Source organism: Bosea sp. BIWAKO-01, assembly GCF_001748145.1.
Lineage (GTDB): Bacteria > Pseudomonadota > Alphaproteobacteria > Rhizobiales > Beijerinckiaceae > Allobosea.
The window spans coordinates 686,783-710,247 of record NZ_BCQA01000001.1; the positions used below are offsets into that span (position 1 = coordinate 686,783).

Below are 23,465 nucleotides of genomic sequence, written 5' to 3' on the forward strand. Positions count from 1 at the left end.
ATGTCATCCATCATCACCCGCCGCACGCTCGTTGCCGGCGGCGCCGCGGCTTCCGCCCTGCCCCTGCTCGGCCGCAACGCCTTCGCGCAGGCGCCACTGGGTGTCGGCTTCATCTATGTCGGTCCGATCGGCGATCACGGCTGGAGCTGGACGCATGATCAGGGCCGCAAGGCGCTCGAGAAGCAGTATGGCGACAAGATCAAGACCAGCTTCATCGAGAACGTCGCCGAGGGGCCGGATGCGGCGCGCGCGCTGCGCCAGCTGGCACAGGCCGGCAACCAGCTGATCTTCGCGACCTCCTTCGGCTTCATGAACCCGACCATCCAGGTCGCAAAGCAGTTCCCGAAGCTGAAATTCGAGCACGCCACCGGCTATCAGCGCGCCGAGAACGTCGCGACCTACAATGCCCGCTTCTATGAGGGCCGCGCCGTGATCGGCACGATCGCAGGCCACATGTCGAAGAGCGGCCAGGCCGGCTACATCGCCTCCTTCCCGATTCCGGAGGTCGTGATGGGCATCAACGCCTTCACGCTCGCCGCCCGCAAAGTCAACCCGAACTTCAAGACCAAGGTCATCTGGGCCTCGACCTGGTACGATCCGGCCAAGGAAGCCGACGCCGCCAAGGCGCTGATCGACCAGGGCGCCGATGTGATCACCCAGCATACCGACAGCCCTGCCGCCCTGCAGGCGGCCGAGCAGCGCGGCGTCTTCGCCTTCGGCCAGGCTTCCGACATGAGCGCCTTCGCGCCCAAGGCGCATCTCACGGCGATCGTCGACGACTGGTCGGGCTACTACATCAAGCGCGTCAAGGAGGTCATGGACGGCAGCTGGAAGTCGGGCGACGTCTGGGGCGGGATCAAGGACGGTTTCGTCAAGCTCGCCCCGTTCAATGCCGCGATGACGCCGGCTGCACGCGCAGGCGCGGAAGAAGTCGAGAAGGGCATTGTTGCCGGCACGCTCCACCCCTTCACCGGCGAACTCAAGGACCAGAAGGGCGTGCTGCGCCTCAAGGCCGGCGAGACAGCTCCCGACGAGATGCTGTCGAAGATGGACTGGTACGTCGACGGCGTGCAGGCCTGATCGCGCTGGCCAACCAATCCTGACGTCATCCCGGCAGCCGGATCGAGACTTCGGCTGACGGGAATGACGGAGGCGGCATGACACCCCGAACGATTCAGCATCAAAGCCTCTTGCAGATATTTTAAGCTTGAAACAAAATGAGGAACATACAGGCCGGAAGGGGATGGGGATCTCCACCGGCCAGTAGGCTCCTTGCAGGTCCCGGGAGGACATCGGACATGAAGCTCAAACTCGCATTGTCTATCGGCACGGCGCTCGTTGCGCTGGGAGTTGCCGGCGCACAGGCCCAGGAGCCGATCAAGATCGGCGTCGTCAGCGTTCTCTCCGGCCCGCAGGCGGCACTTGGCCAGCAATTGCGCGACGGCTTCCAGCTCGCGGTCGACCAGATGGGCGGCAAGCTCGGCGGACGGCCGGTGCAGATCACGGTGATCGATGACGAGCTCAAGCCCGATGTCGCAGTCGGCAAGGTTCGCGGCTTCGTCGAGGGCGGCAAGGTCGATTTCGTCGTCGGCCCGGTCTTCTCGAACATTCTCGGCGCCATCGCCAAACCGGTCCTGGACTCCGGCGCAGTGCTGATCAGCCCGAATGCCGGCCCTTCGACGCTCGCAGGCAAGGCCTGCCACCAGAACTTCTTCGTGACCTCGTACCAGAACGACCAGGTACACGAAGTGCTGGGCAAATATGCACAGGACCAGGGCTTCAAGCGCGCCTACATCATGGCGCCGAACTACCAGGCGGGTAAGGACTCGCTCGCCGGGTTCAAGAACTACTTCAAGGGCGAGGTCGTCGACGAGGTCTATGTCCCGCTGAACCAGCTCGACTTCTCGGCCGAGCTCGCCAAGATCGCCTCGGCCAAGCCCGACGTCGTCTTCGCCTTCATGCCGGGCGGTCTCGGCGTGAACCTGGTCAAGCAGTGGTCGCAGGCCGGCCTGCAGGGCAAGATCCCGTTCCTCTCTGCCTTCACGGTCGATGAATCGACCCTGCCCGCGCAGCAGGACGCGGCGGTCGGCCTCTTCGGCGGCATGACCTGGGCACCCAACATGGACAATCCGCAGAACAAGAAGTTCGTCGCGGATTACGAGGCTGCCTACAAAATCGTCCCCGGCTCCTACGCCATGCAAGCTTACGATGCCGCCCTGTTGATCGACTCGGCGGTCAAGGGCGCCGGCGGTACGGCCGACAAGGACAAGCTGCGGGCCGCGATCAAGAAGGCCGACTTCAAGTCGCTGCGCGGCAACTTCAAGTTCAACAGCAATGGCTACCCGATCCAGGACTTCTATCTGGTCAAGGTCGCCAAGCGCGCGGACGGCAAGTTCCAGACCGAGATCGCCCAGAAGGTGTTCTCGGACTATGCCGACCCGCATGCGAAGGATTGCGCGCTGAAGTGAGGAGACTGCCCGGGGGAGCTCATGTCCCTTCATCTCTCTGGGAGGAGAGATGAGCTTGGATGATGGCAGGGTGCCGGAGAGCACCCGCCTGTCATCGGAGCAGGACATCAGCTCCCCTTGGCGACATCCTCACCCTCGCCGCCCCTGCCCTTTCCGGGGACGGGCCGCCCGTGCCTGACGTGCGCTCGCTGCGCCCCCTCATGGGCGTCCCGCGCCGGCCAACCAATATCGAGCTGATGACCACCAGTCTCCTCATCGTCCAGATCCTGAACGGGTTGCAGCTCGGCATCCTGCTGTTCCTGGTGGCAGCGGGGCTGACGCTGGTCTTCGGCGTCATGGATTTCATCAACCTGGCCCATGGCGTGCAGTACATGCTGGGGGCCTATCTCGCCGTGACTTTCGTTGGGTTGACCGGGAGCTTCGTGCTGGGGCTGCTCCTCGCGCTGGCGGCCGCGCTCGTCATCGGGCTAGCCCTAGAATTCCTGGTCTTCCGCCATCTCTATGAACGCGACCATCTCGACCAGGTTCTCGCGACCTTCGGGCTCATCCTGCTCCTGAACCAGGGGGTCAAGATCGTCTGGGGTGCGGCCCCTCTCTCGGTCCCGGTCCCGGAATTTCTCTCGGGCTCCGTGCGGTTGATGGATGGCATTCTCTATCCGACCTACCGCTTCGCCTTGATCGGCGCCGGGCTCGCGGTCGGCGGATTGCTCTGGTTCATCGTCGAGCGGACCCGCACCGGTATGCTGTTGCGGGCCGGCGCCTCGAACGCGCCCATGGTCTCGGCACTCGGCGTCGATATCCGCAAGCTCTTCATGGTCGTCTTCGCCTTCGGAACCATGCTGGCCGGATTTGCCGGCGCGATGGCGGCACCGATCCTCTCGGTCGAGCCCGGCATGGGCGACACGGTGCTCATCCTCGCCTTCGTCGTCATCGTCGTCGGCGGCATCGGTTCGATCCGCGGCGCCTTCGTCGGCGCACTGATCGTCGGACTGGTGGACACCCTCGGGCGCTCCTTCATGAACGACCTGCTGCGCCTGTTCATGAGCGCCCCCTCGGCCCGTGCGACCGGAGCCGCTCTCTCCTCGATGCTGATCTATCTGGTGATGGCCATCGTCCTGTTCGTGCGCCCCGAAGGCCTGTTGCCCGCCAAGGGCCGGACATGAGCGCGGCGCCCACCATCGCGTGCGCAGCCGGGTCCATCCCAGCCCGGCCAAGATCGCGCCCCGTCCTGGCGCTGGTGCTCTTCGCAGCGCTCGCGCTCGCCCCGGTCGCCGTCTCTCTCGGCGTCCCCCCGCATTGGCTGTCGTTGCTGACACGGGCGATGATCTTCGCGATCGCGGCCCTGTCGCTCGACCTCATCCTGGGTGTCGGCGGGCTGGTCTCCTTCGGGCATGCCGCCTTCATTGGCATCGGCGCCTATGTGACCGGCATCATGATCACCGAGGGCCGCACCGAGACCCTGCTGATCCTGCCCGTGCTCCTCGTCGTCTGCGCCATTTTCGCGGCGGTCACGGGCGCAGTCTCGCTGCGCACGCGCGGCGTCGCCTTCATCATGATCACGCTGGCCTTCGGACAAATGGTATTCTTCCTGGCGCAGGCGCTGTCGGCCTATGGCGGCGACGATGGCCTGACGCTCTATGCCCGCAGCACGGTCGCCGGCTTCGACATCGCGGCAAGCCGGACCGGCTTCTTCTACATCGTGCTGGGCGCACTGATCGGCTGCTACGGGCTGGTTCGCATCATCGTCGCTTCCCGCTTCGGCCGCGTGCTGCGCGCGGCGCGGGAGAACGCGACACGCGTAACCGTGACCGGCTATGATGTCGGGCGCGTGCGCCTCATTGCCTATGTCATCAGCGGGATGATCGCGGGCCTGTCCGGCTTCTTTCTCGCCAACCAGACGGAATTCGTCAGTCCCGCCTTCATGTCCTGGCAGCGCTCGGGCGAACTGATCTTCATGGTCGTGCTCGGTGGTGTCGGCTCTCTGCATGGCGCGATCATCGGCGCGCTCGCCTTTCTCTTCGCCGAGGATGTGCTCGCAGGGATCACCGAACACTGGAAGGCGATCTTCGGGCCACTCATCGTTCTCTTCGTGCTGTTCACACGCGGCGGCATCGTCGGCATCCTCGCAAGTATCCGGGGACGCAGCGATGGCTGAGCCCGTCCTCGCCCTCGATGGCGTTCGCAAGTCCTTCGGTGCGCTGAAGGTGACCGATGGCGTCAGCTTCTCCGTCGCTCCCGGCGAACTGCATGCCCTGATCGGCCCGAACGGCGCCGGCAAGACCACGCTCGTGCACCAGATCTCGGGCATGTTGCGCCCGGATGCCGGCAGTATTCGCTTTCGCGGCGCCGACATCACCGGACTATCGCCCGAGAAGCGCGCGCGCGCCGGGCTCGCGCGCACCTTCCAGATCACCTCGACCATCGCTTCGCTCTCGGTGCTGGAAAATGTGGCTCTCAGCGTGCAGGCACGGGCGACGCATCCGCTGGCGCTGTTCCGCAACGCCGCCCGCGACGAGCGCCTGAACGGTCCGGCCTGGGCGGCGATCGAAGCGGTCGGTCTCGGCGAGCGCGCGCATGTGCCGGCCGGGCGGCTCTCGCATGGCGAGAAACGCGCGCTCGAGATTGCGATGGCACTGACCCTCGAGCCCGCCGCGATTCTGCTCGACGAGCCGTTGGCCGGTGTCGGGCACGAGGAAGGCGCGCGCCTGATCGCGCTGCTGAAGAGCCTCAAGGGGCGCTATGCCATGCTGCTGGTCGAACACGACATGGAGGCCGTGTTCGCGCTCGCGGACAGGGTCAGCGTGCTGGTCTATGGCCGCGTCATCGCCTCCGGCGAACCGGCCGCCGTCCGTGCCGACCCGGCCGTGCGCGAAGCCTATCTCGGCGAGGAGGGCTAGGCATGCTCGTCGTCGAAGCTCTGGATGCCGGCTATGGCGAGGCGCAGATCCTGTTCGGCGTCGATCTCGCGATCGCCGAGGGCGAGGTGGTGACCTTGCTCGGCCGCAACGGCATGGGCAAGACCACGACGATCCGCGCCATCATGGGCCTGATTCCGGCAAAGGCCGGCCGCATCAGCGTCTCCGGCCGCGACCTGACCGGCGCCCCACCCTTCCGGATCGCACAGGCCGGAATCGGGCTGGTCCCGGAGGGCCGCCAGATCTTTCCGACGCTCAGCGTGGAAGAAAACCTGATCGCCACGGCAGCGAGCCGCTTCGGCAAGCCGCGCTGGGATGTCGAGCGCATCTACACGTTCCTGCCGCGCCTCAAGGAGAGGCGGACCAATCGCGGCAATCAGCTTTCCGGCGGGGAACAGCAGATGCTGGCCATCGGCCGGGCCCTGATGACCAACCCGAAACTGGTCATTCTCGACGAGGCGACAGAAGGGCTGGCGCCGATCATCCGGCAAGAGATCTGGTCCTGCCTTGCCGCGCTGAAGGCCAATGGCGAATCGATCCTGGTCATCGACAAGAATGTCGATGCGCTGGCCAGGATCGCCGACCGGCATATCGTCCTGGAAAAGGGCCGCGTCGTCTGGCGCGGATCGAGCGACGACTTGCGCAGCGACAGCGCTGTGAAAGATCGCTTCCTGCATCTTTAGAGAAGGAGAGACCGATGAAGCCACTGACAGCCGGCGTGACGAGGGCCAATCAGGGCATCGATGCCATCTCATGGAATATTCTCGGCCAGACCTATGTCCCCAAGACGCTGAGCGAAGACAGTTTCTCCTGGCATGCGACCTTCCCGCCCGGGACCTTCGTGCCGCCGCATGTCCACCCGACGCAGGACGAGTTCATCTATCTGCTCGAAGGCCGGCTTGATCTCGTTCTCGACGGAGAGGAAGCGCACGCCTTGCCGGGCGACCTGATCCGCCTGCCGCGCAACGTTCCGCACGGCATCTTCAACAAGAGCGACAGCCCGGCCAAGTGCCTGTTCTGGGTCGCCCCCACGGGCCGGCTCTACGACCTGTTCTGGGCGATCCATTCGATGCCGGAGCAGAACCCCGCGGAGGTCGTCGCGCTCGCTGCCAAATACGAGATCGACTTCCTGCCGCCGCCCCCAGACGGGGCGTGACACCCCCGCGGCGAGGGAGAAACCGCCCCCCGGCGGAACCCAAGCCCGTGCATCCTGCGTTCATCTGCCGGCGCTAGTCTGCCGCGCAATGATGGAGGATGAAACATGTAGGAAGGCGACGCTTTCCCTTGGCTTGCTCGCTGCGTTCGCAGCGGGCAACGCGGCAGCGATGCCGCTCCCGGCGCTTGGCGAAACGGGCCTGCCGCTCACCCAGGCCCAGATGCGCTGCAATGAATTCCGCTGCATCAATCCGCGCAGCGGCGTCTACACCGAAAGCGCCTGCGACGATCGCGGCTGCTATCCGAGCAGCCGCCCGCGCGTACGGCTTGGCCCCTATGGCGAGGACTATCGGTTCGGGCGCCGACGGTTTGACGATGATGACGACTATCCGCGCGACCGGGGATATCGCCGCTATCGCGAAGACGACGATGACGACGACTGATTTTCGCGGCCCCTGCCCTCTGCGTTTGAGCATCCGCCACGATCCGACATGCAACATGCTGGGCGGCCGACGAGTGCCGCGTCGCGCCGAGCGGAATCTGCTGAACGGCCATTAGGGTTAATGCAAGGTTAAGGCTGTACGACTCGCGCTAAAGTGGCAATCGTCCATCTGACGTAGCGGCAGGCAAAATGCATGCGGCGGAGGTTTGGAGGGGGCGGCATCATGACGACCGAGCGCCGTGAGGTACCACGACAGCGCACCTTGCTGGGCGCACGCATTGTTTTCAATAACCGCCAATCCACGCTCGACTGCGTGGTGCGCAACCTTTCGGACGTTGGCGCCATGGTGCTCATCTCCGATACCGTCGCGTTGCCGGCAGCATTCGAGCTTGAGATCGAGCATAAGCGACGCGTCTACGGCGCACGCTTTCGGTGGCGCGATGGCGAGCGCGTCGGGGTCGCCCTCGACGGGCGACCTGCCTCCTCAACCGCCGAAATCGTGCCTCTCGACCACGCCCGGCGCTTGAAGCAATGCGAGCAGAGCAATGCGCAGCTGAAGGCGCGCATTCAGCAACTGACCGAAGCCGGCTGATCGCCCCCTCAGCGCCGGGTCAGTTGCTCCGGCGCAAAGCCGGCCTTGCCGGCATAGGATTTCACGATGGCCTCGCGCCGGGCGTAACTCATGACCCGTTCGACATCGTCGAAGCCATTCGGCGCGAGCGCCTCGACAGCATCGATCACACGTTCGGGGCCACCAACCCGATTCAGGGCCACGATCTGCGCCGTTGCGGGCAGTCGTACCGCCTCATAGGCCGCCAGCGCCTGGCGCGGATGCTCGCTGCGGACCAGCGCATCGGCAAGCGCGCGCGCATCGAGGATCGCCTGAGAGGCCCCGTTCGAGCCGACCGGGTACATCGGATGAGCGGCATCGCCGAGCAGCGTGACGCGGCCATGGGTCCAGCGCGGCAGCGGATCGCGGTCGCACATCGGGTAATCCCAGAATCCGGGCGAGGCCTGGATCAGCGCAAGGATGTCGACGCCGGGAATCGAGAAGCGGCGGGCATAGGGCAGCACATCTTCAAGCCTGCCCGGCTTCGACCAGGCCTCCTTCGGAGGCGGCTTCGCCGGATCCCCCGTCCGGATATTGACGACCCAGTTGGTCAGCCGGGTACCGGGCTTGCTGCCCGTAGCGATCGGATAGAGCACCAGTTTTCCCGCCATGCCGCCGGCGATGATCATGCTCTCGCCGTCGAGGAAGGCCGGCCAGTCACAAGCCCCGCGCCACATCTGCACGCCATTCCAGCGCGGCGCCCCCTGGTTCGGGAAATAATGTCCGCGCACGCTGGAGTGGATGCCATCGGCCGCGATCAGCACGTCGGCACGCGCCGTCTCGCCGGCCTCGCCGCGCCGCGCATCGGTGAAATGGGCTGTCACCCCGCCCTCGTCCTGAACGAAACCCTGCAGGCGGCGCCCGGTCCGCAGAGCGTCCTGCCCCAGGCGCTCGCGCACAGCCGCGCAGATCACCCCCTGCAGGCGGCCGCGGTGGATCGAGAACTGCGGCACCGGCGCCCCCGCATGGAGGCCACGCGGCTCGCGCCAGACGGTCTGGCCAAAGCGATTCATGTAGATGAGTTCGCGCGTTCGGATCGCGACGGCATCAAGCGCCGGCAGCAAGCCGAGCTCGGCCAGTTCGCCGATCGCATGCGGCAAGGTGTTGATGCCGACGCCGACCTCGCGGATATCACTCGACTGCTCGTAGACGGTGGCGGCGATGCCACGTGCATGCAGCATCAATGCAAGCGTCAGGCCGCCGATTCCGCCTCCGACGATAACAACCTTCATGCGTCCCCCCGCATCAGTATTCATTATTTTAAACTTGAAATAACAGGGTGAGATTTGTCAATCACCCCTGTCCTGGTGGCCGCCCCGCTGATTTTTTGCACTCCAGAGGCGGGAACGAAGCGAATTGCTGTGCGTATCTAGCCCCAATGCCGTGTTTTTGGACGTCAACCGTGCCAAGTGGCAGTTTCGCACAGGGCGGACATGCAGTCGTCGCGCGATTCGCGACGGCAGCAGGAATTAGCGTCCTCCCCAGCGACGACTAAGCAACACCGTTCTTCAGGAGAGTTTCATGACCAAGAACGAACTGATCGCCGCCATTGCCGACGAAACCGGCAAGACCAAGACCGACGTGTCCGCCATCCTCGGCTCGCTCGCAGCCGTCGTCGCCAAGACGCTGAAGTCCGGCGACGATGTTACGCTCGGCGGCGTCGGCAAGCTGTCGGCAGCCAAGCGCGAAGCCCGCGAGGCCCGCAACCCCTCGACCGGCGCCATGATCAAGGTTCCCGCCAAGACCGTCGTCAAGTTCAAGGTCACCAAGGACCTTGCCGACGCGGTGGCGTAAGCCGATCATATTTTAAAGCAGCACCTGGCCTTCGGGCCGGTGCTGCTTGACCCCGCCGCGGCCTTCCGCACAGTGGGGCGATGTTTCTCCGCCTGTTCACCGATCTGCGCGCCGCCAAGGTTCCCGTCACGCTGCGGGAGTATCTGGCCTTGCTCGAAGGCGTGGAAGCCGATCTCGCCGAGCACCGCGTCGACGAATTCTATTACCTCGCTCGCACCTGCCTGGTGAAAGACGAGCGCCATCTCGACAAATTCGATCAGGTCTTCGCCCAGGTGTTCAAGGGCATGGAGACCTTGCAGCAGGCAATCGATCAGGCCGGCATTCCCGAGGAATGGCTGCGCAAGCTCGCCGAGAAATTCCTGACCGACGAAGAAAAGCGCGAGATCGCGGCGATGGGCTGGGACAAGCTCTGGGAGACGTTGAAGCAGCGGCTCGCCGAGCAGCAGGGCCGGCATCAGGGCGGTTCGAAATGGATCGGCACGGCAGGCACCTCGCCCTATGGCGCCTATGGCTATAATCCCGAGGGCGTCCGCATCGGCCAGGACAGCAACCGCAACTTCCGGGCGATCAAGGTCTGGGACAAGCGCGAATTCAAGGATTTCGATGACACGCGCGAACTCGGCGTGCGCAACTTGCGCGTCGCCTTGAGGCGTTTGCGCCGCTTTGCCCGTACGGGAGCAGCCGAAGAACTCGACCTCGACAACACCATCTCGGAAACGGCCAAGCACGGCTATCTCGACGTGCAGTTGCGGCCCGAGCGCCGCAACGCGGTCAAGGTGCTGCTCTTCCTCGATGTGGGCGGCTCGATGGACTGGCATGTCGAACTGGCCGAGGAGCTGTTCTCGGCGGCGCGGGCCGAGTTCAAGCATTTCGAGCACTTCTACTTTCACAACTGCCCCTACGAACGGGTCTGGCGCGAGAACAGGCGCCGGCACGATCAGATCATCCCGACATGGGACATCCTGCGAACCTATTCGGCCGACTATCGCATCGTCTTCGTCGGCGACGCCTCGATGAGTCCCTATGAGGTTGCGATGCCCGGGGGCTCGGTCGAACACTGGAACGAGGAAGCGGGCGAGGTCTGGATGCAGCGCCTGACCGGTCATTTCCCGAAATCGGTCTGGCTCAACCCGGTCCAGCAGCACCTCTGGAGCTATACCCAGTCGATCCGCCAGATCGGCGGATTGATGGGCGGGCGCATGTTTCCCCTCACGCTGGACGGGCTCGACGGCGCCATGAAGGTATTGGCCCGCTGACAAGTCCCCGGCGAGCCGCTATGGCTGCGGCCATGCAAGAAGACGATGATGTGCTCCCGCCGTCCTGGCGCCAGCGTCCCAAGCCGGTCGGCTTCGAAATCACGTATCGCCTGAAGGGTGATACGCTCGAGATCGACAGCACGCGCAAGGTCGATCAGGTCAGGCTCTCGGCGGTCGAGCAAGTGCGCTTCGTCTATGCGCCGAGCAATATCTCCTCGAAGGGCTTCAAGACGCAGCTCAGACTGAGCGACGGCAAGAGCATCACCTTCGGCAACCTGTCCTGGCGCTCGCTGACCGACATGGAGCGCGACGATGTCGGTTATCGTGCCTTTGTCGAAGCGCTGTCGGCCGCAATCGTCGGGGCCAATCCACGCGTCCGTTTCCTCGCCGGCAAGCCGAACTGGAACTGGCTGCTGCTGACCGTGGTCAGCGGCCTGGCCATGCTCATGTTGATCATGTTCACGCTGCGCGCGTTCCTGCAGGGCTCCAGCTCGGCGGGATGGCTGGGTATCCTGCTTGCCCTCGCCTCGCTCTGGCAGGTCGGGCCGATGGTCAAGCTCAACCGCCCCCGCGAGCTGCAGACGGGCGAAGTACCGGACGACCTGGTGCCGCGCGCCTCGGCGGGCTGACAGGCCGCGTTCCGGCCGCCTCAGCCGCTGCGCACGACCAGCACCGAGCACTTCGCGCGGCGCACGATGGCCGATGCATTGGAGCCGATGACATAAGCGAGCATGCCGGGTTCGTGCGAGCCGATCACGATCAGATCGGCGCCGCTCGCATCAGCCTCCGCCAGCACCTCTCCATGGATCGAACCGACCAGCACCTTTGCGGAGACACGATCCGGCGGCAACGGAATGCCGGCCGCGATATCGGCGAGCTTGGCCTCCGCCTCGCTCTGTTGTTCGGTGTCGAAATCAGCCGGCACGAACTCCATGTAGGTGATCGGCACGAGCGACCGGACATAGACCAGCCTTATGGTTCCGCCTGACGCTTCGGCGAAGGACACCGCCGCGTTGATGGCGAGCGCCGCGAAGTCGACCTCGGCAAGATCCACGGGAACCAGAATCGATCTGTACATCGCATCCCCCCGATTTTCGGCATCGCCAGATTCCGCAGCTGCCGCCCTATGATACCACATCCAGGCCCGCGCAGTGTTCCGCATGGTCGCCATGATAGAGCGGAATTGACGCAGCCCGGGCCTCGCCTAAGAGTATCGCCGCACGGAAGCAGTCTTGTGAAGTCCGTGGCGGCGCCGATGGCCGCTCCTCCTGTCCGGTAATCCGATGACCGACGCCCAGCTCGCCTCACGCCCCCCACGCGGGCTGCTGCACTCGCCTGCCGCCTTCCTGATGGTGCTGGCCTTCGTCAACTGGCTCGGCTTTGCAAGCTGGAGTGCGCTGCTCAACAATTTCGCCAAGGAAGCGGCCGGCTTCACCGGGCAGGATATCGGCATCCTGCAATCGGTCCGCGAGATTCCAGGCTTTCTCGCCTTCACGGCGATCATCCTGTTCTGGTTCATGCGCGAGCAGATCCTCGCCTATCTCAGCCTGCTCACGCTCGGCTTCGGGGTTGCGATCACCGGCTTCTATCCCAGTCTTGGCGGGCTCCTGATCACCACCACGATCATGTCGCTCGGCTTCCACTACTACGAGACCGCGCAGCAATCCCTGCAACTGCAATTGCTGCCCAAGGCGGAAGCTCCAAGGCTCCTCGGCAAGATCGCGGGCGCGTCGGCCGCCGCACAGCTGCTTGCCTTCGGCTCGATCGCGCTGATCTGGCGGCTGTTCCAGCCAGGCTACACCATCGTCTTTGTGGTAGCGGGCCTGCTCACGATCAGCTTGACCGCCGCCGCCTGGCTGCTGTTTCCACGCTTCCAGGGTTCGGTGCCGCAGAACAAGGGCTTCGTCCTGCGCAAGCGCTACTGGCTCTATTATGCGCTGACCTTCATGTCGGGCGCGCGCCGGCAGATCTTCATGGCCTTTGGCGGCTTCCTGCTGGTCGAGCGTTTCGGCTACGATGTCGCAGCGACGGCTACGCTTCTGCTTGCGACCTACGGCATCAACACCTTCGTGGGGCCGATGCTCGGCCATCTCGTCGGGCGTGTCGGGGAACGTGCGACGATCCAGCTCGAAAACATCTCGCTGATCGCCGTCTTCGTCGGCTATGCGCTGGCAAGCCACGGGCATTTCGCCGGCTGGGGCGTGTTCGTCGCGGGCGCGCTCTTCATCGTCGACGGGGTCTTCTTCACGCTCGTCCTGGCGCAAAGGACCTATTTCCAGAAGATCGCGGACCCGGCCGATATCGCACCGACCTCGGCGGTGGCCTTCACGATCAACCACATCGCCGCAGTCTTCCTGCCCGTGACCTTCGGACTGCTCTGGATCCGCGACCCCGCGATCGTCTTCTACATCGGCGCGGCGGTCGCCACCGTCTCGCTGACGCTGGCCTTCCTGGTCCCGCGCCATCCCGTACCCGGGCGCGAGACGATGCTGGCATCGGCAGTACCGGCTGCGGCCGAGTAGGCCCGCCCTCCGCCCGCCTGCTCAGCCCTGGCGGGCCGGCGTGCGCACGACGAGACCGTCGAGTTCGTCGCGAACCCGGATCTGGCAGGAGAGCCGCGAGGTCGGGCGCACGTCGAACGCGAAGTCGAGCATATCCTCTTCCATGGACTCGGCATGGCCGGTCTTCTCGGCCCAGGCATCGTCGACATAGACGTGGCAGGTCGCGCAGGCGCAGGCACCGCCACATTCGGCTTCAATGCCGGGAATCCCGTTGCGCACGGCCGTTTCCATGACCGTCGAGCCGGTCTCGGCCTCAACGGTACGGCTTTCTCCCTGGGCATCGATGAAAGTGATCTTCGGCATCATAAACTCCGGCGGGGCCAACGCCGGCACCGCTTAGAGCATTTCCAGGCATTGTGGAAAGAGCGTTGTCCGCCTGACCGCCCCTCAGGCGGCGCAATCGATCGTGGAAATCGCAGCGCGTGCCTCGGCCGCGGCAAGGGCCAGTGCATCCATCGCATTGTCCCTGCCCGCCGGATCATCGCTAGCCAGTTGGCGTTCCATGGCATCGGCGGCTTCGGCAACCGACCAGGCTCCGATCGCGCTGGCCGCTCCCTTCAGGGTATGCGCCGCGTCCATCCTGGCCTTGATGTCGCTGCCGGAGTGGATGGTCCGCAGATGGCTGATACATTGCTGCGCGAAGAGCGTGAGCAGCTCGCGCTCGAGGTCGTGATCGCCGCCGGTCTGGCGGGCGAGGTGAGCAAGATCAATGGCTTTTTGGGGCATTGGAGCACTCGGAAACACGCATTTTGTACGAGCCGACCTGGCGGCTCCCATGCTCAAACAAGCGCCAACATGGTGAACGAGGCGTTAACGACGTTTGTGAATCGGGGCCTCAAATGGGTTCCAATCGCATAGAGCCTCCACTACCCTTCCAACTGGTAAATGATGGGCGCATTGTCCCTCCTGATGTCGGATGCCAGAGGCGGCGCCCGGCAGCGCGAGGGTCGCGGCGATGTCGACCCATCGAAGTAGCGTTGCGAGGCGGCAATCATGACCCGACAGAACAAGCTCCAGGACCCGACAGAAGCGGCAATGTCCGCGATCGAGGAGGCCCTGCGGCTCGACCAGTCGAAGCCCCTCGGTGGGGAGCCCCACTCATCCGAACCGAAGCTGCCTTCGGCCACTGAAGGCGATCTCAAGCTCGACCTGCCTCGCGTCGAGCCCGCTCCGAGGCCGCCGGAACCCGCCCCCGCACCGCAGGCTGCGGCCCCGCGCCCGGCGATCGCGCCCGATACCAGCCGCGTCGCCAATGACGACCGCCGCGATTCCAGTTCCCTCGTCCAGGCCTTCTCGGTCCGCCCCTCGCGCCGCCCCTCCTGGTTCGCGGCCTTTGCCTCTCTGCTCTGGCTTGCCGGCGTCGCCTTCGTGCTGGTCGGCCGCTTCGGCTCGTTCAGCGGCGGCGTGCCGGAAGGCCTCGCCGGCTTCGGCCCTGGCGAATGGGCCATGCTCGCATTGGCGATCGGCACCCCCATCGTCTTCTTCTTCGTGCTCGCAGCACTGTACCGCCGCACCCAGGAGATGCGCCTCGTCTCGCGTGCGATGACGGAGGTCGCGTTGCGCCTGGCCGAGCCGGAAGTGGTCGGCGCCGATTCCGTTCTCTCGTTGAGCCAGACCATCCGTCGCGAAGTCGCCGCGATGGGCGACGGCATCGAGCGCGCCGTCGCACGCGCCGGCGAACTGGAGACGATCGTGCGCGGCGAGATCGCCACGCTCGAGCGCGCCTATGCGGATAACGAAATTCGGCTGCGCGCGCTGATCGACGAGCTCGTCACGCAGCGGGAATCCGTCGTGGGCAATGCCGAGCGCGTGAAATTCGCGATCAGTGGCGCACATGAGTCCCTCTCCAAGGACCTGGAAAGCGCCAGCCGCAACATTGCCGAAGCCGTCTCTCAGGCCGGCGACCGCGTCACCGGCTCGCTCGGCGAGAAGGGCGACCAGATCACGATCGCGCTCGGCCGCGCCGGCGAACGCATGATCGACGAGATCAGCGGCCGCGGCCACGAACTGGTCGAACGCCTGCAGATCACTTCAGGCGAGGTCAGCGAGCGGCTGTCCGGCGCCAGCGACAACCTGTCGACGATGCTCGACGGTCGCGCTCAGGAAATTGCCTCCTCGCTGGAGCGTACCGGCCAGGTCCTGACAGAGGGCCTGACCTCGGGCGCCCGCGACGTCACCAAGGCGATCAGCGAGACCGGCTCGCAGGTCGTCGAGACGCTGGCAGCGCGGGTCGAGACCGTCAACGAGACCCTGAGGCGGACGGGCGAAGGCCTGGCCCAGGAGATCTCGGAGCGGGGCACCACCGTGGCCGAGCGCTTCGAGCAAAGCGGCCGCACGCTGGTTGGCCTGATCGAGGGCCAGAGCGAGACCCTGACCCAGCGTCTCGCGGAGACCGGAGAGACCCTGCGCAGTTCGCTTTCGAGCGAAGGCGAAAGCGTCACCACGCGCCTCGCCGAGGTTGGCCGCGGCGTCCACAGCCTGCTCAGCCGGCAGCATGAAAGCATGGCTTCGCGCCTGCTTGAAGTCGGCAATAACGTGCACGGGCTGATCGACAGCCAGGGCGAGACGCTTGTCAGCCGCCTCAACGAGACGGCCCGCACCGTCGAGGACGTGCTGCGCGAACGCGGCGACGCCATCGTGCTGCGCTTCGACGAGGCGAGCAAATCGCTGGGGGATACTGTCGGCCGCCAGGGCGACGAACTGACGACCCGGATCACCGATGTCGGCACCAGCCTGCATGGGCTCTTCACCGAACAGGGCGGCAGCCTCGTGACCCGTCTCTCCGAGACCGGCGAGATCGTGCATACCCTGCTTGATCAGCAGGCCGAGAAGCTCTCCAGCCGCGTTTCCGGCGCCGGGAAGGATGTCGAAACCCTGCTCGACCGCCATGGCGAGACGCTGGCCGCCCGCCTCGGCCAGACCGGCGAGGACGTGCACAAGCTCCTGAACGAGCAGGGCGATGCGCTCGTCGCCCGCCTCGGCCGCAGCGGCAAGGATGTCCAGAACCTGATCGGTCAGGAAGGCGACAACCTGGTCGCGCGCCTCGGCCTTGCCGGGCAGGAAGTCCAGAGCCTGATCAGCGACCAGCGCAGCTCTCTCATCACCAGCCTGTCCGAGACCGGCACCAAGGTCAGCGCCCTGCTCGAAGAGCAGACCGGCGGCATGACGGTGAAGGTCTCGCAGGCCGGCCTCGATATGCAGGATCTGCTCAGCGGCCAGAGCCAGGCACTGGTCACGCGGGTCGCCGATGTCGGCCGCTCCGTGCACAACCTGCTCGCCGAACGCGGTGGCGCACTGATCACCCAGCTTGCCGAGACCGGCGAGAACCTCCACCTCAAGCTCGGCGAACAAGGCGATGCGCTTGCGACCCGCGTGACGGAAAGCGTCGAGAGCGCCCGCTCCGCGCTGGAGCAGCAGCAGGCCGGCTTCATCGCCCGCCTCGGCGAAACCAGCCAGGAGGTCGGCGCCCTGCTCGGCGAGCAGCGCGAGACGATGATCCGCGATCTCGTCAGCACCGGCCGCGAGGTTCACACCCTGCTCGGCGAGCAGAGCGAGGATCTGGCGCGGCGCATGACCGACGCCACTCGCAGCCTCACCGAGACCATCAATGTCGATGGTCGTCATGTCGCCGAAACTGTCAGCGAAGCGACACAGGGGTTGCGCGCCACCTTCACCGTGCACGCAGAAGACGCGCGCACGCTTCTTGCCGACACCGGCAGGGAAATCGTGCTGGCGCTGACCCAGCAGGGCGGCCGCGTCAACGAGGCCCTGGCCGCCAATGCCGAGTCGATGCTGCGCTCGGTCGAGAACCGTGCCCAGGCGCTGAACGAGACGCTGGCAAGCCGCCACGACGCGCTGAACCAGCTCTTCGATGCGCAGGGCCGCCAGATCGATGGCACCCTGGCGGCGCGCCTTGCTGCCTTCTCCGAGCTGTTCGAGACCCAGGGTCGGGGTATCGAGGCCACGCTCAACGAGCGGCTTGTCTCCCTGTCCCAGCTCTTCGACTCGCAGGGGCGCGTCATCGAGCACGGCCTCAACGAGCGCCTCGCCGCGCTCACGCATCTGTTCGACTCGCAGGGCCGCGGCATCGAGAGCAACCTCAGCGAGCGCCTCGTCGCCTTCACCCAGCTGTTTGAAACGCAGGGTCGTGGCATCGAGACCAGCCTCAACGAACGACTCGCTGCCTTCACCCAGCTGTTCGACACGCAGGGCCGTGGCATCGAGACGGGCCTCAACGAGCGCCTCGCTGCCTTCACCCATCTGTTCGACACACAGGGTCACGGCATCGCGAATGGCCTCGACGAACGCCTCGAAGCGTTCAACCAGCTGTTCGACAGCAAGGGCCACGGTATCGCGAGTGGCCTCGACCAGCGCCTCGCCGCCTTCAACCAGCTGTTCGACACCAGGGGACACGGCATCGCCAGCGGCCTCGACGAGCGCCTCGCCGCCTTCAACCAGCTGTTCGATACCAAAGGGCACGGCATTGCCAGCGGTCTCGACGAACGCCTCGCCGCCTTCACCCAGCTGTTCGACGGCCATGGTCGCGGTATCGCGAGCAGCCTCGACGAACGCCTCGCCGCCTTTACCCAGCTGTTCGACAGCCATGGTCACGGCGTCGCGAGCAGCCTCGACGAACGCCTCGCCGCCTTCGCTCAGCTGTTCGACACGCAGGGCCACGGCATCGCGAGCGGCCTCGACGAGCGCCTCGCTGCCTTCACCCAGCTGTTCGACACGCAGGGCCGCGACATCGAGAGCGGCCTTCGCGAACGCCTTGCCGCATTCACGAGCCTGTTCGACACGCAGGGTCGCGACGTCGAAGCCGCGCTTGGCATCCGCCTCGACGCCTTCGAAGACATCGTGGTCCGTCAGGGCGGAGCGCTCGCAGCCAAGCTCAGCACCGACACGCGCGAATTCACCGATTCCGTGGCGGCGCGCCTGAACGAGGCCGAGCGCCTGCTGAGCAACGACGGCCAGGCCCTGGCCGATCGTATCGGCACCCGTGCGGCAGAGGCAGCCGATATCCTCGCCGCCCGCACGCAGGAAGCGGCGACGGCCATGGAAGAGCAGATCAAGGTGTTCGAGGAGCGCTCCGGCGCCAAGAGCGCCGAGATCGCCACCTCCCTCGACGGGCTCATTGCCCGCATCGACGGTAATCTCGGTTCGCGGGCAACCGCGCTCAACGAGGCGCTGGTCGAACGCACGGTCGACATCGCCCGCGTGCTTGCCGAGGGCGGCCGGGAGGTCACCCGAGCCCTGGCGGCAAAGGCAGACGAGATCGGGGATGTCGTCACCTCGAAGAGCGAGTCGCTCACGCGTACGCTCAGCGAGAAGGCCGATACCATCAACGCCACCCTTGGCGGGCGGGCGTTGCAGATCGCCGATACGCTCGACCAGAGCGTCGCGCGCTTCGAGGAGCGTGTGGTCAACCGTCTCGACTCCGTGTCCGGGACGCTCGACACGCGCGGCCAGCAGATCGCCGATACGCTGCACAACAAGTCCGAGGAGATCTCGGTCTCGCTCGGGGCCCGCGCCGACGAACTGCGTGCCCTGTTCGACGACAAGGGCGGCGGCATGGTTGCGGCGCTCGGCCTGCGCGGCGAGGCAATCGCCAACGAGGTCGCGTCGGTCGGCGAAACCGTGGTCAGCGCCATCGAGAGCCGCGGCTCTTCGATCCTCGCCGGTCTGCGCGAACGCGGCACCGAGATCACGGCCGCGCTCGACACCTCGTCAGCGGGGCTGCGCGACACGCTCGAGGTCGGAACGCGCCAGTCGGTCGAAGCCCTGGTCAGCACCAACGAGCAGCTTCGCGGCGAGCTCGGCGGCATGCTTGGCCGCCTGGGCGAAGCCAACAAGCTGATGCAGCAGATCGTCAACGGCGCGAACAAGAACCTCGGCGCGATCGAGGCCGGTCTGTCGGAACGCGTCAGCGACCTGCAGGCAGTGCTCGCCACCGTCATGGACGAGACCAAGGGGGCGACGGAACAGGTCGCGGCCCAGGTCGAGGAGCTCAAGGCCTTCTCGGAAGGCACCTTGCGCCAGACCGCTGCGCTTGTCGGCCAGCTCGACGGCCAGGGCACCTCGCTCTCCGAGGTTACCCAGGCAAGCACGGCTGCGCTGCACGCCGTTGCCTCGCGGCTCGAGCAGGTCGAGGCGCGTGTCGGCAAGGCTCTTGCCGATCGCAAGGACACGCTCGAGGAAGTGCATGGCCTGATCTCGGGAAAGACCGACGATATCGAAACGATCACGCGCTCCTTCGCGGCCTTGATCGACGAGTCGCTGAGCAGCGCCGAAGCACGCGCCCGCCAGATCGGCGGTGTGCTGACAGACTCCGCCGAGGCCACGACCGGCGCGATCATGCAGCAGTTCGAGATGATCCGTGCCACCACGGGCAAGGAGCGCGAACGCACTGCGCACGCTCTGCGCTCAGCCTATGAGCAGGTCAGCGGAGAACTCGGCAGCGAACTGTCCAAGGTCACCGAACGCTTCCAGGGTGCTGCGGAGGACATGCGCAAGATCTCCAGCGAGATCCAGCGCGAGCTCGAGGCGACCCGCTCCGAACTGAAGCGCGGCGTCCTCGACCTGCCGAAGGAGACGCAGGAATCGACGGCGGAGATGCGCCGTGTGGTTGCCGAGCAGATCAAGGCGCTCAACGAGCTGACCGAAATAGCAACGCGCGCCGGCCGCAATGCCGGCCCTGCCGAAGCCCCGGCTCGCCGTCCGGCTGCGGTCATGCCGGCAGCCCCGGCCTATTCCGCCTCCGTCACGCAGGCACGCGTAACGACCTTGGCCGAACCGCTGCGGCCCTCGATCGATGCGACCGCCGAGGCCGCCAAGCCGGAACCGCGCGCCGATGCGAAGGCAGCTGCGGCTCGCCCGACGCCCGCTCCGGACGCTTCGCGCCGTCAGGCCACACCGGAACAGCCCCCTGCCAAGTCCGGCTGGCTGTCCGATTTGCTGAACCGCGCCTCGCGTGAGGACCGGCAGGCGGAGCCGAGCAAGCCGACTGCTCACTCGATCGAGAAGCTCGATTCGCTCTCGGTCGATATCGCCCGGATGATCGACCACGATGCGGCCGTCGAGCTCTGGGACCGCTACAAGCGCGGCGAGCGCAACGTCTTCACGCGCCGGCTCTACACCCTGCAGGGTCAGCAGACCTTCGACGAGATCCGGCGGAAGTACCGCCGCGATGCGGAGTTCAAGGAGACGGTCGACCGTTACATCGACGAGTTCGAGCGCCTGCTCGGCGAGGCGGCCAAGGACGACCGTGACTCGATGGTGGCGAAGACCTACCTCACCTCCGAGACCGGCAAGGTCTACACCATGCTGGCCCATGCGAGCGGGCGCTTCGAGTAAGCGCCCCTCCACCACCCCGGAATGCAAAGCGGCCGCCCAATCGGGCGGCCGTTTTCATGGAAGCCTTGCGAGCTCGATGCCGCTTTCGCCTAGAGCACGTCGCGGAAAAGTGGCAACGGTTTTTCGCATTGAGCATGCTCTCAACTGTGAGAGTCGATCACGCTGTGTGTGCGCGATTTCGTCCAAACGCCGTGATCTAAGCAGCCCAGCGGACGATATCGATCAGGACCTTCGACAGCGCCTGGTCGAGCGCATGGGCGGCAGCGGCGCCGTCGACGGCACCGACGGGCACCTTGGCCGAGAACAGTTTGGCGCGCTGGATGTGGCCTGACCGGTCCCCGACCAGCTTCGCGGTGATCTCGACGACGGCGGAGTTCGTCGCAGAATCAATATTGAAGCTGCGGATATCCGTGTTGAGCTGGAAATCGGGAACGATCCGTTCGCCCGGCCGCGAAACCGACGCGATGCGGCTGCCGTTCTCGAAAGTCTGGATCAACCGTATCTGCACCAGCTTTGGAACCCGGTCGGCCCATTGCGTGCCGCCGAGAAACGACAGAGCGCCGGCAGAGTCCCGGACAATCATGCGATCGGAATCGAGGGTCTGGACCGTCGTCGGCTCGTTGACGACGAGGGCAGCGCGCGCCCCTTCGATCCGGCCGAAATCGCGAGGCGCAGAGAGGTCGTAGGTGGTGGGGGTCGCGCCGCCGCTGCAGCCGCTCAGCGTGAGCGCGACGGCCAGGACGAGAGCAACGATTGGCGTGAAGCCAGGTTCTGGCGCAAGGCGGGACGACATCGGCATCTGACTAGCGCGATCCGCTATACTGGGGAAGCGGCGGGCGGCCGCCGAAGATGAACTGCTGCGGATTGCGCTCGATATTGCGCAGCGTCCGGTTGAAATCCGTCAGCGTCCGACGGCCCTCGGCTGCCAGGTTCTCGATGTCGCGCAAGCCCGGCCCGGTAAAGCGGTTGATCCCGGTCGTGATCTCGGCGGTGCGCTTGTCGAGGTTCTCGGCAAGGGTGCGGATCGATCGCGCAGCGTTGCCGACCTCGGCCAACGCCCCCTGCCCGTCCCCGGAATTCAGGAAGCTCTGCGCAGCCTTGAGCACGCCCTCGACCTGATCCGCCGCCTTGTTGAGCTTTTCGCTGATCGAGGCGACATCCTTTACCACCTTGCCGACATCCTGGCTGTTGTCGCCCAGCGCGGCGGTGAACTTGTCGACATTGGCGACGATGTTTGCGACCTTGCGCTGGTCGACGGACTTCACGACATCGCTCAACTCATCACTCAGGCTGCCGAGCTTCTGCGAGAGCGGGGAAATGGTATCGGCGATCTGGCCGAAGCTGCTCATCAGCTTGTCGACGCCGTCGGAATTGTTGCCGAGCGCGGCGGAGAATTTCTCGACATTCCTGACCGTGTTGCTGATCGAGCCGGCATTGTCCTTGACGAGCCCCTCGATGCCGCCGAGCACGTCGTCGGCCCGCTTGGCGATCGTGCGCACCGTCTCCAGAATGTCCTGGAACTCGGACCGTTCGGCAATGATCGTCGGCAGGCTCTGGCCAGGCTGGGGCTTGAGCACGGGGGAATCCGGGTCCCCGCCCAGCAACTGCACGGCGACGACGCCCGCGAGCCCCTGAGCCTCGATCCGGGCCCGGGTGTCGATCCTGAGCGGCGTGGTGTTGTCGACCTGAACGACGGCGTAAATCCGGCGAGGATCGTCCGGCAGCAGCTCGATGCGGGTGACCTCGCCAACGCGAAGGCCGTTGAAAAGCACGCTGGAACCGCGCCCCAGCCCGGTGACGGTGCCGCTGAAGACGATACGGACATCCTGCCGGCGGCCGGCCAGGCCGCTGTTGAACCAATAGACGAAGCCGAACATCGCCGCGAGGACCGCAAGCGTGAAGAGACCGACCAGTGCGTAGTTCGCGCGCGATTCCATTGGCGCAACGTTAGAGCAGGTTTCTGCAAGGGGCGAAGCAGCTTTCGGGCAACATTCTCCTCCAACGCATCAATCGAGGCCGGGTTTCGCAGCCTCGGTCGCGTATCGAACTCGCTTCACGACCTTCTCTGGTCAGCAGAGAGGCGAGCCTGGGCCCGCTCGCCACCAAAATACGCCTTCAGCCAGGGGTGATCGGAGGCCAGCATCGTCGCGAGCGGCCCGACCGCGATGACGCGCTTGTCCGCCAGCGCAGCGATCCGATCGCAGGCCGAATACAGGCTGTCGAGATCATGCGTCACCATGAAGACGGTGAGGCCGAGGGTTTCCTTCAGCGTCATGATCAGTTGGTCGAATTCGGCGGCGCCGATCGGATCGAGGCCCGAGGTGGGCTCGTCCAGGAAGACGATCTCTGGATCGAGCGCAAGCGCCCGTGCGAGCGCGGCGCGCTTGATCATGCCGCCTGAAAGCTCGGAAGGCGCCTTGTCGGCCGCATCGGGCCTGAGACCGACCATCTCGAGCTTGAGCATCGCCATCTCGTCGAGCAGCGCGGGCGACAGCTTCAGATATTCCCGCATCGGCACCTGGATGTTCTGCTTGACGCTGAGCGCAGAGAACAGCGCGCCGTGCTGGAACATGACGCCAAAGCGCTGCTCAAGGGTGCGTCGCGCAGGCCCTTCGAGATCGTCGACATTCTCGCCGAAGACCTCGATCGTGCCGCGCTGCTTGCGCACGAGCCCGAGGATCGTGCGGGTGAGGACGGATTTTCCCGTGCCGGAACCACCGACGAAACCGAGGATCTCGCCGCGCATGACGTCGAGATCGAGGCCGTCCATGATCACCTTGTCCCCGAAGGCGACCTTGAGATTGCGCACCTTGATGACAGGCTCCGGAGCGTCCTGGTTGGTCCCGGATGGTTCGGCCGCGTCATGCGACGGCGGATATCCCGCCGACTGGCTCCAGTTTGCGCTCATGCC

General features: G+C 65.5%; 20 protein-coding genes and 1 pseudogene. 14 read left to right on the forward strand and 7 right to left on the reverse strand.

Translation table 11 applies throughout. From position 1 onward, the window contains the following. The 9 genes from BIWAKO_RS03150 (at position 1) to BIWAKO_RS03190 (ending at position 7,572) form a co-directional block, all read left to right on the forward strand. Positions 1-1,080, forward strand: coding sequence for a BMP family ABC transporter substrate-binding protein (locus BIWAKO_RS03150; RefSeq protein WP_069877305.1), 1,080 nt, complete (start codon positions 1-3; stop codon positions 1,078-1,080). 218 nt (positions 1,081-1,298) lie between these two features. Next, the gene (locus BIWAKO_RS03155; RefSeq protein ID WP_069877306.1) at positions 1,299-2,468 is read left to right on the forward strand and encodes an ABC transporter substrate-binding protein; all 1,170 of its coding nucleotides are present in this window, start codon (positions 1,299-1,301) and stop codon (positions 2,466-2,468) included. Between the two features lie 236 nt (positions 2,469-2,704). Further along, positions 2,705-3,631: a branched-chain amino acid ABC transporter permease gene (locus BIWAKO_RS03160; RefSeq protein ID WP_069882119.1), complete on the forward strand. Its 927-nt coding sequence runs from the start codon at positions 2,705-2,707 to the stop codon at positions 3,629-3,631. Next, positions 3,628-4,623, forward strand: a complete 996-nt coding sequence (locus BIWAKO_RS03165; protein ID WP_069877307.1) for a branched-chain amino acid ABC transporter permease — start codon at positions 3,628-3,630, stop codon at positions 4,621-4,623. Before BIWAKO_RS03160 ends, BIWAKO_RS03165 begins: the two co-directional genes overlap by 4 nt. Then, positions 4,616-5,365 carry an ABC transporter ATP-binding protein gene (locus BIWAKO_RS03170; RefSeq protein ID WP_069877308.1) on the forward strand — a complete coding sequence of 250 codons (750 nt, stop codon included), beginning with the start codon at positions 4,616-4,618 and terminating at the stop codon, positions 5,363-5,365. Before BIWAKO_RS03165 ends, BIWAKO_RS03170 begins: the two co-directional genes overlap by 8 nt. A gap of 2 nt (positions 5,366-5,367) precedes the next feature. Beyond that, the gene (locus BIWAKO_RS03175) at positions 5,368-6,066 is read left to right on the forward strand and encodes an ABC transporter ATP-binding protein (protein WP_069877309.1); all 699 of its coding nucleotides are present in this window, start codon (positions 5,368-5,370) and stop codon (positions 6,064-6,066) included. A 14-nt stretch (positions 6,067-6,080) separates the two neighbouring features. After that, positions 6,081-6,539 carry a cupin domain-containing protein gene (locus tag BIWAKO_RS03180; protein WP_069877310.1) on the forward strand — a complete coding sequence of 153 codons (459 nt, stop codon included), beginning with the start codon at positions 6,081-6,083 and terminating at the stop codon, positions 6,537-6,539. A 169-nt stretch (positions 6,540-6,708) separates the two neighbouring features. Beyond that, positions 6,709-6,981, forward strand: a complete 273-nt coding sequence (locus BIWAKO_RS03185) for a hypothetical protein (RefSeq protein WP_141739965.1) — start codon at positions 6,709-6,711, stop codon at positions 6,979-6,981. Positions 6,982-7,203: 222 nt separating this feature from the next. Next, complete coding sequence (locus tag BIWAKO_RS03190) at positions 7,204-7,572, forward strand: PilZ domain-containing protein (protein WP_069877312.1); 369 nt, start codon at positions 7,204-7,206, stop codon at positions 7,570-7,572. An 8-nt stretch (positions 7,573-7,580) separates the two neighbouring features. On the opposite strand, the gene BIWAKO_RS03195 is transcribed toward BIWAKO_RS03190, so the two are convergent. Further along, the gene (locus BIWAKO_RS03195; protein WP_069877313.1) at positions 7,581-8,822 is read right to left on the reverse strand and encodes a flavin-dependent oxidoreductase; all 1,242 of its coding nucleotides are present in this window, start codon (positions 8,820-8,822) and stop codon (positions 7,581-7,583) included. 277 nt (positions 8,823-9,099) lie between these two features. Between BIWAKO_RS03195 and BIWAKO_RS03200 the strand changes: the two are divergent. From BIWAKO_RS03200 to BIWAKO_RS03210, 3 genes and pseudogenes are all read left to right on the forward strand, one after another. Next, positions 9,100-9,384 (forward strand): annotated as a pseudogene (locus tag BIWAKO_RS03200) (HU family DNA-binding protein); the annotation flags it as partial. An 80-nt stretch (positions 9,385-9,464) separates the two neighbouring features. Then, on the forward strand, positions 9,465-10,640 hold the full coding sequence (locus BIWAKO_RS03205; RefSeq protein WP_069877314.1) for a vWA domain-containing protein: 1,176 nt from the start codon (positions 9,465-9,467) through the stop codon (positions 10,638-10,640). Between the two features lie 32 nt (positions 10,641-10,672). Beyond that, positions 10,673-11,269, forward strand: coding sequence for a hypothetical protein (locus tag BIWAKO_RS03210; RefSeq protein ID WP_141739966.1), 597 nt, complete (start codon positions 10,673-10,675; stop codon positions 11,267-11,269). Between the two features lie 20 nt (positions 11,270-11,289). On the opposite strand, the gene BIWAKO_RS03215 is transcribed toward BIWAKO_RS03210, so the two are convergent. Beyond that, positions 11,290-11,718, reverse strand: coding sequence for a universal stress protein (locus BIWAKO_RS03215; RefSeq protein WP_069877316.1), 429 nt, complete (start codon positions 11,716-11,718; stop codon positions 11,290-11,292). A gap of 205 nt (positions 11,719-11,923) precedes the next feature. Here BIWAKO_RS03215 and BIWAKO_RS03220 point away from each other — a divergent pair, with 205 nt between their 5' ends. After that, the gene (locus tag BIWAKO_RS03220) at positions 11,924-13,162 is read left to right on the forward strand and encodes an MFS transporter (RefSeq protein ID WP_069877317.1); all 1,239 of its coding nucleotides are present in this window, start codon (positions 11,924-11,926) and stop codon (positions 13,160-13,162) included. Between the two features lie 21 nt (positions 13,163-13,183). Here BIWAKO_RS03220 and BIWAKO_RS03225 read toward each other — a convergent pair whose 3' ends face one another. Next, complete coding sequence (locus BIWAKO_RS03225) at positions 13,184-13,504, reverse strand: 2Fe-2S iron-sulfur cluster-binding protein (protein WP_069882120.1); 321 nt, start codon at positions 13,502-13,504, stop codon at positions 13,184-13,186. 84 nt (positions 13,505-13,588) lie between these two features. Next, on the reverse strand, positions 13,589-13,927 hold the full coding sequence (locus BIWAKO_RS03230) for an Hpt domain-containing protein (RefSeq protein ID WP_069877318.1): 339 nt from the start codon (positions 13,925-13,927) through the stop codon (positions 13,589-13,591). A gap of 267 nt (positions 13,928-14,194) precedes the next feature. Here BIWAKO_RS03230 and BIWAKO_RS03235 point away from each other — a divergent pair, with 267 nt between their 5' ends. Next, entirely contained in the window at positions 14,195-20,554 is a 6,360-nt protein-coding gene (locus BIWAKO_RS03235) for an apolipoprotein A-IV repeat region-like domain-containing protein (RefSeq protein ID WP_069877319.1), read from the forward strand. A 196-nt stretch (positions 20,555-20,750) separates the two neighbouring features. On the opposite strand, the gene BIWAKO_RS03240 is transcribed toward BIWAKO_RS03235, so the two are convergent. The 3 genes from BIWAKO_RS03240 to BIWAKO_RS03250 form a co-directional block, all read right to left on the reverse strand. Beyond that, on the reverse strand, positions 20,751-21,353 hold the full coding sequence (locus BIWAKO_RS03240) for an ABC-type transport auxiliary lipoprotein family protein (RefSeq protein ID WP_371331764.1): 603 nt from the start codon (positions 21,351-21,353) through the stop codon (positions 20,751-20,753). A 4-nt stretch (positions 21,354-21,357) separates the two neighbouring features. Then, complete coding sequence (locus BIWAKO_RS03245; RefSeq protein WP_069877320.1) at positions 21,358-22,491, reverse strand: MlaD family protein; 1,134 nt, start codon at positions 22,489-22,491, stop codon at positions 21,358-21,360. Positions 22,492-22,607: 116 nt separating this feature from the next. Then, positions 22,608-23,462, reverse strand: a complete 855-nt coding sequence (locus tag BIWAKO_RS03250) for an ABC transporter ATP-binding protein (protein WP_069877321.1) — start codon at positions 23,460-23,462, stop codon at positions 22,608-22,610. Positions 23,463-23,465: the final 3 nt, after the last annotated feature.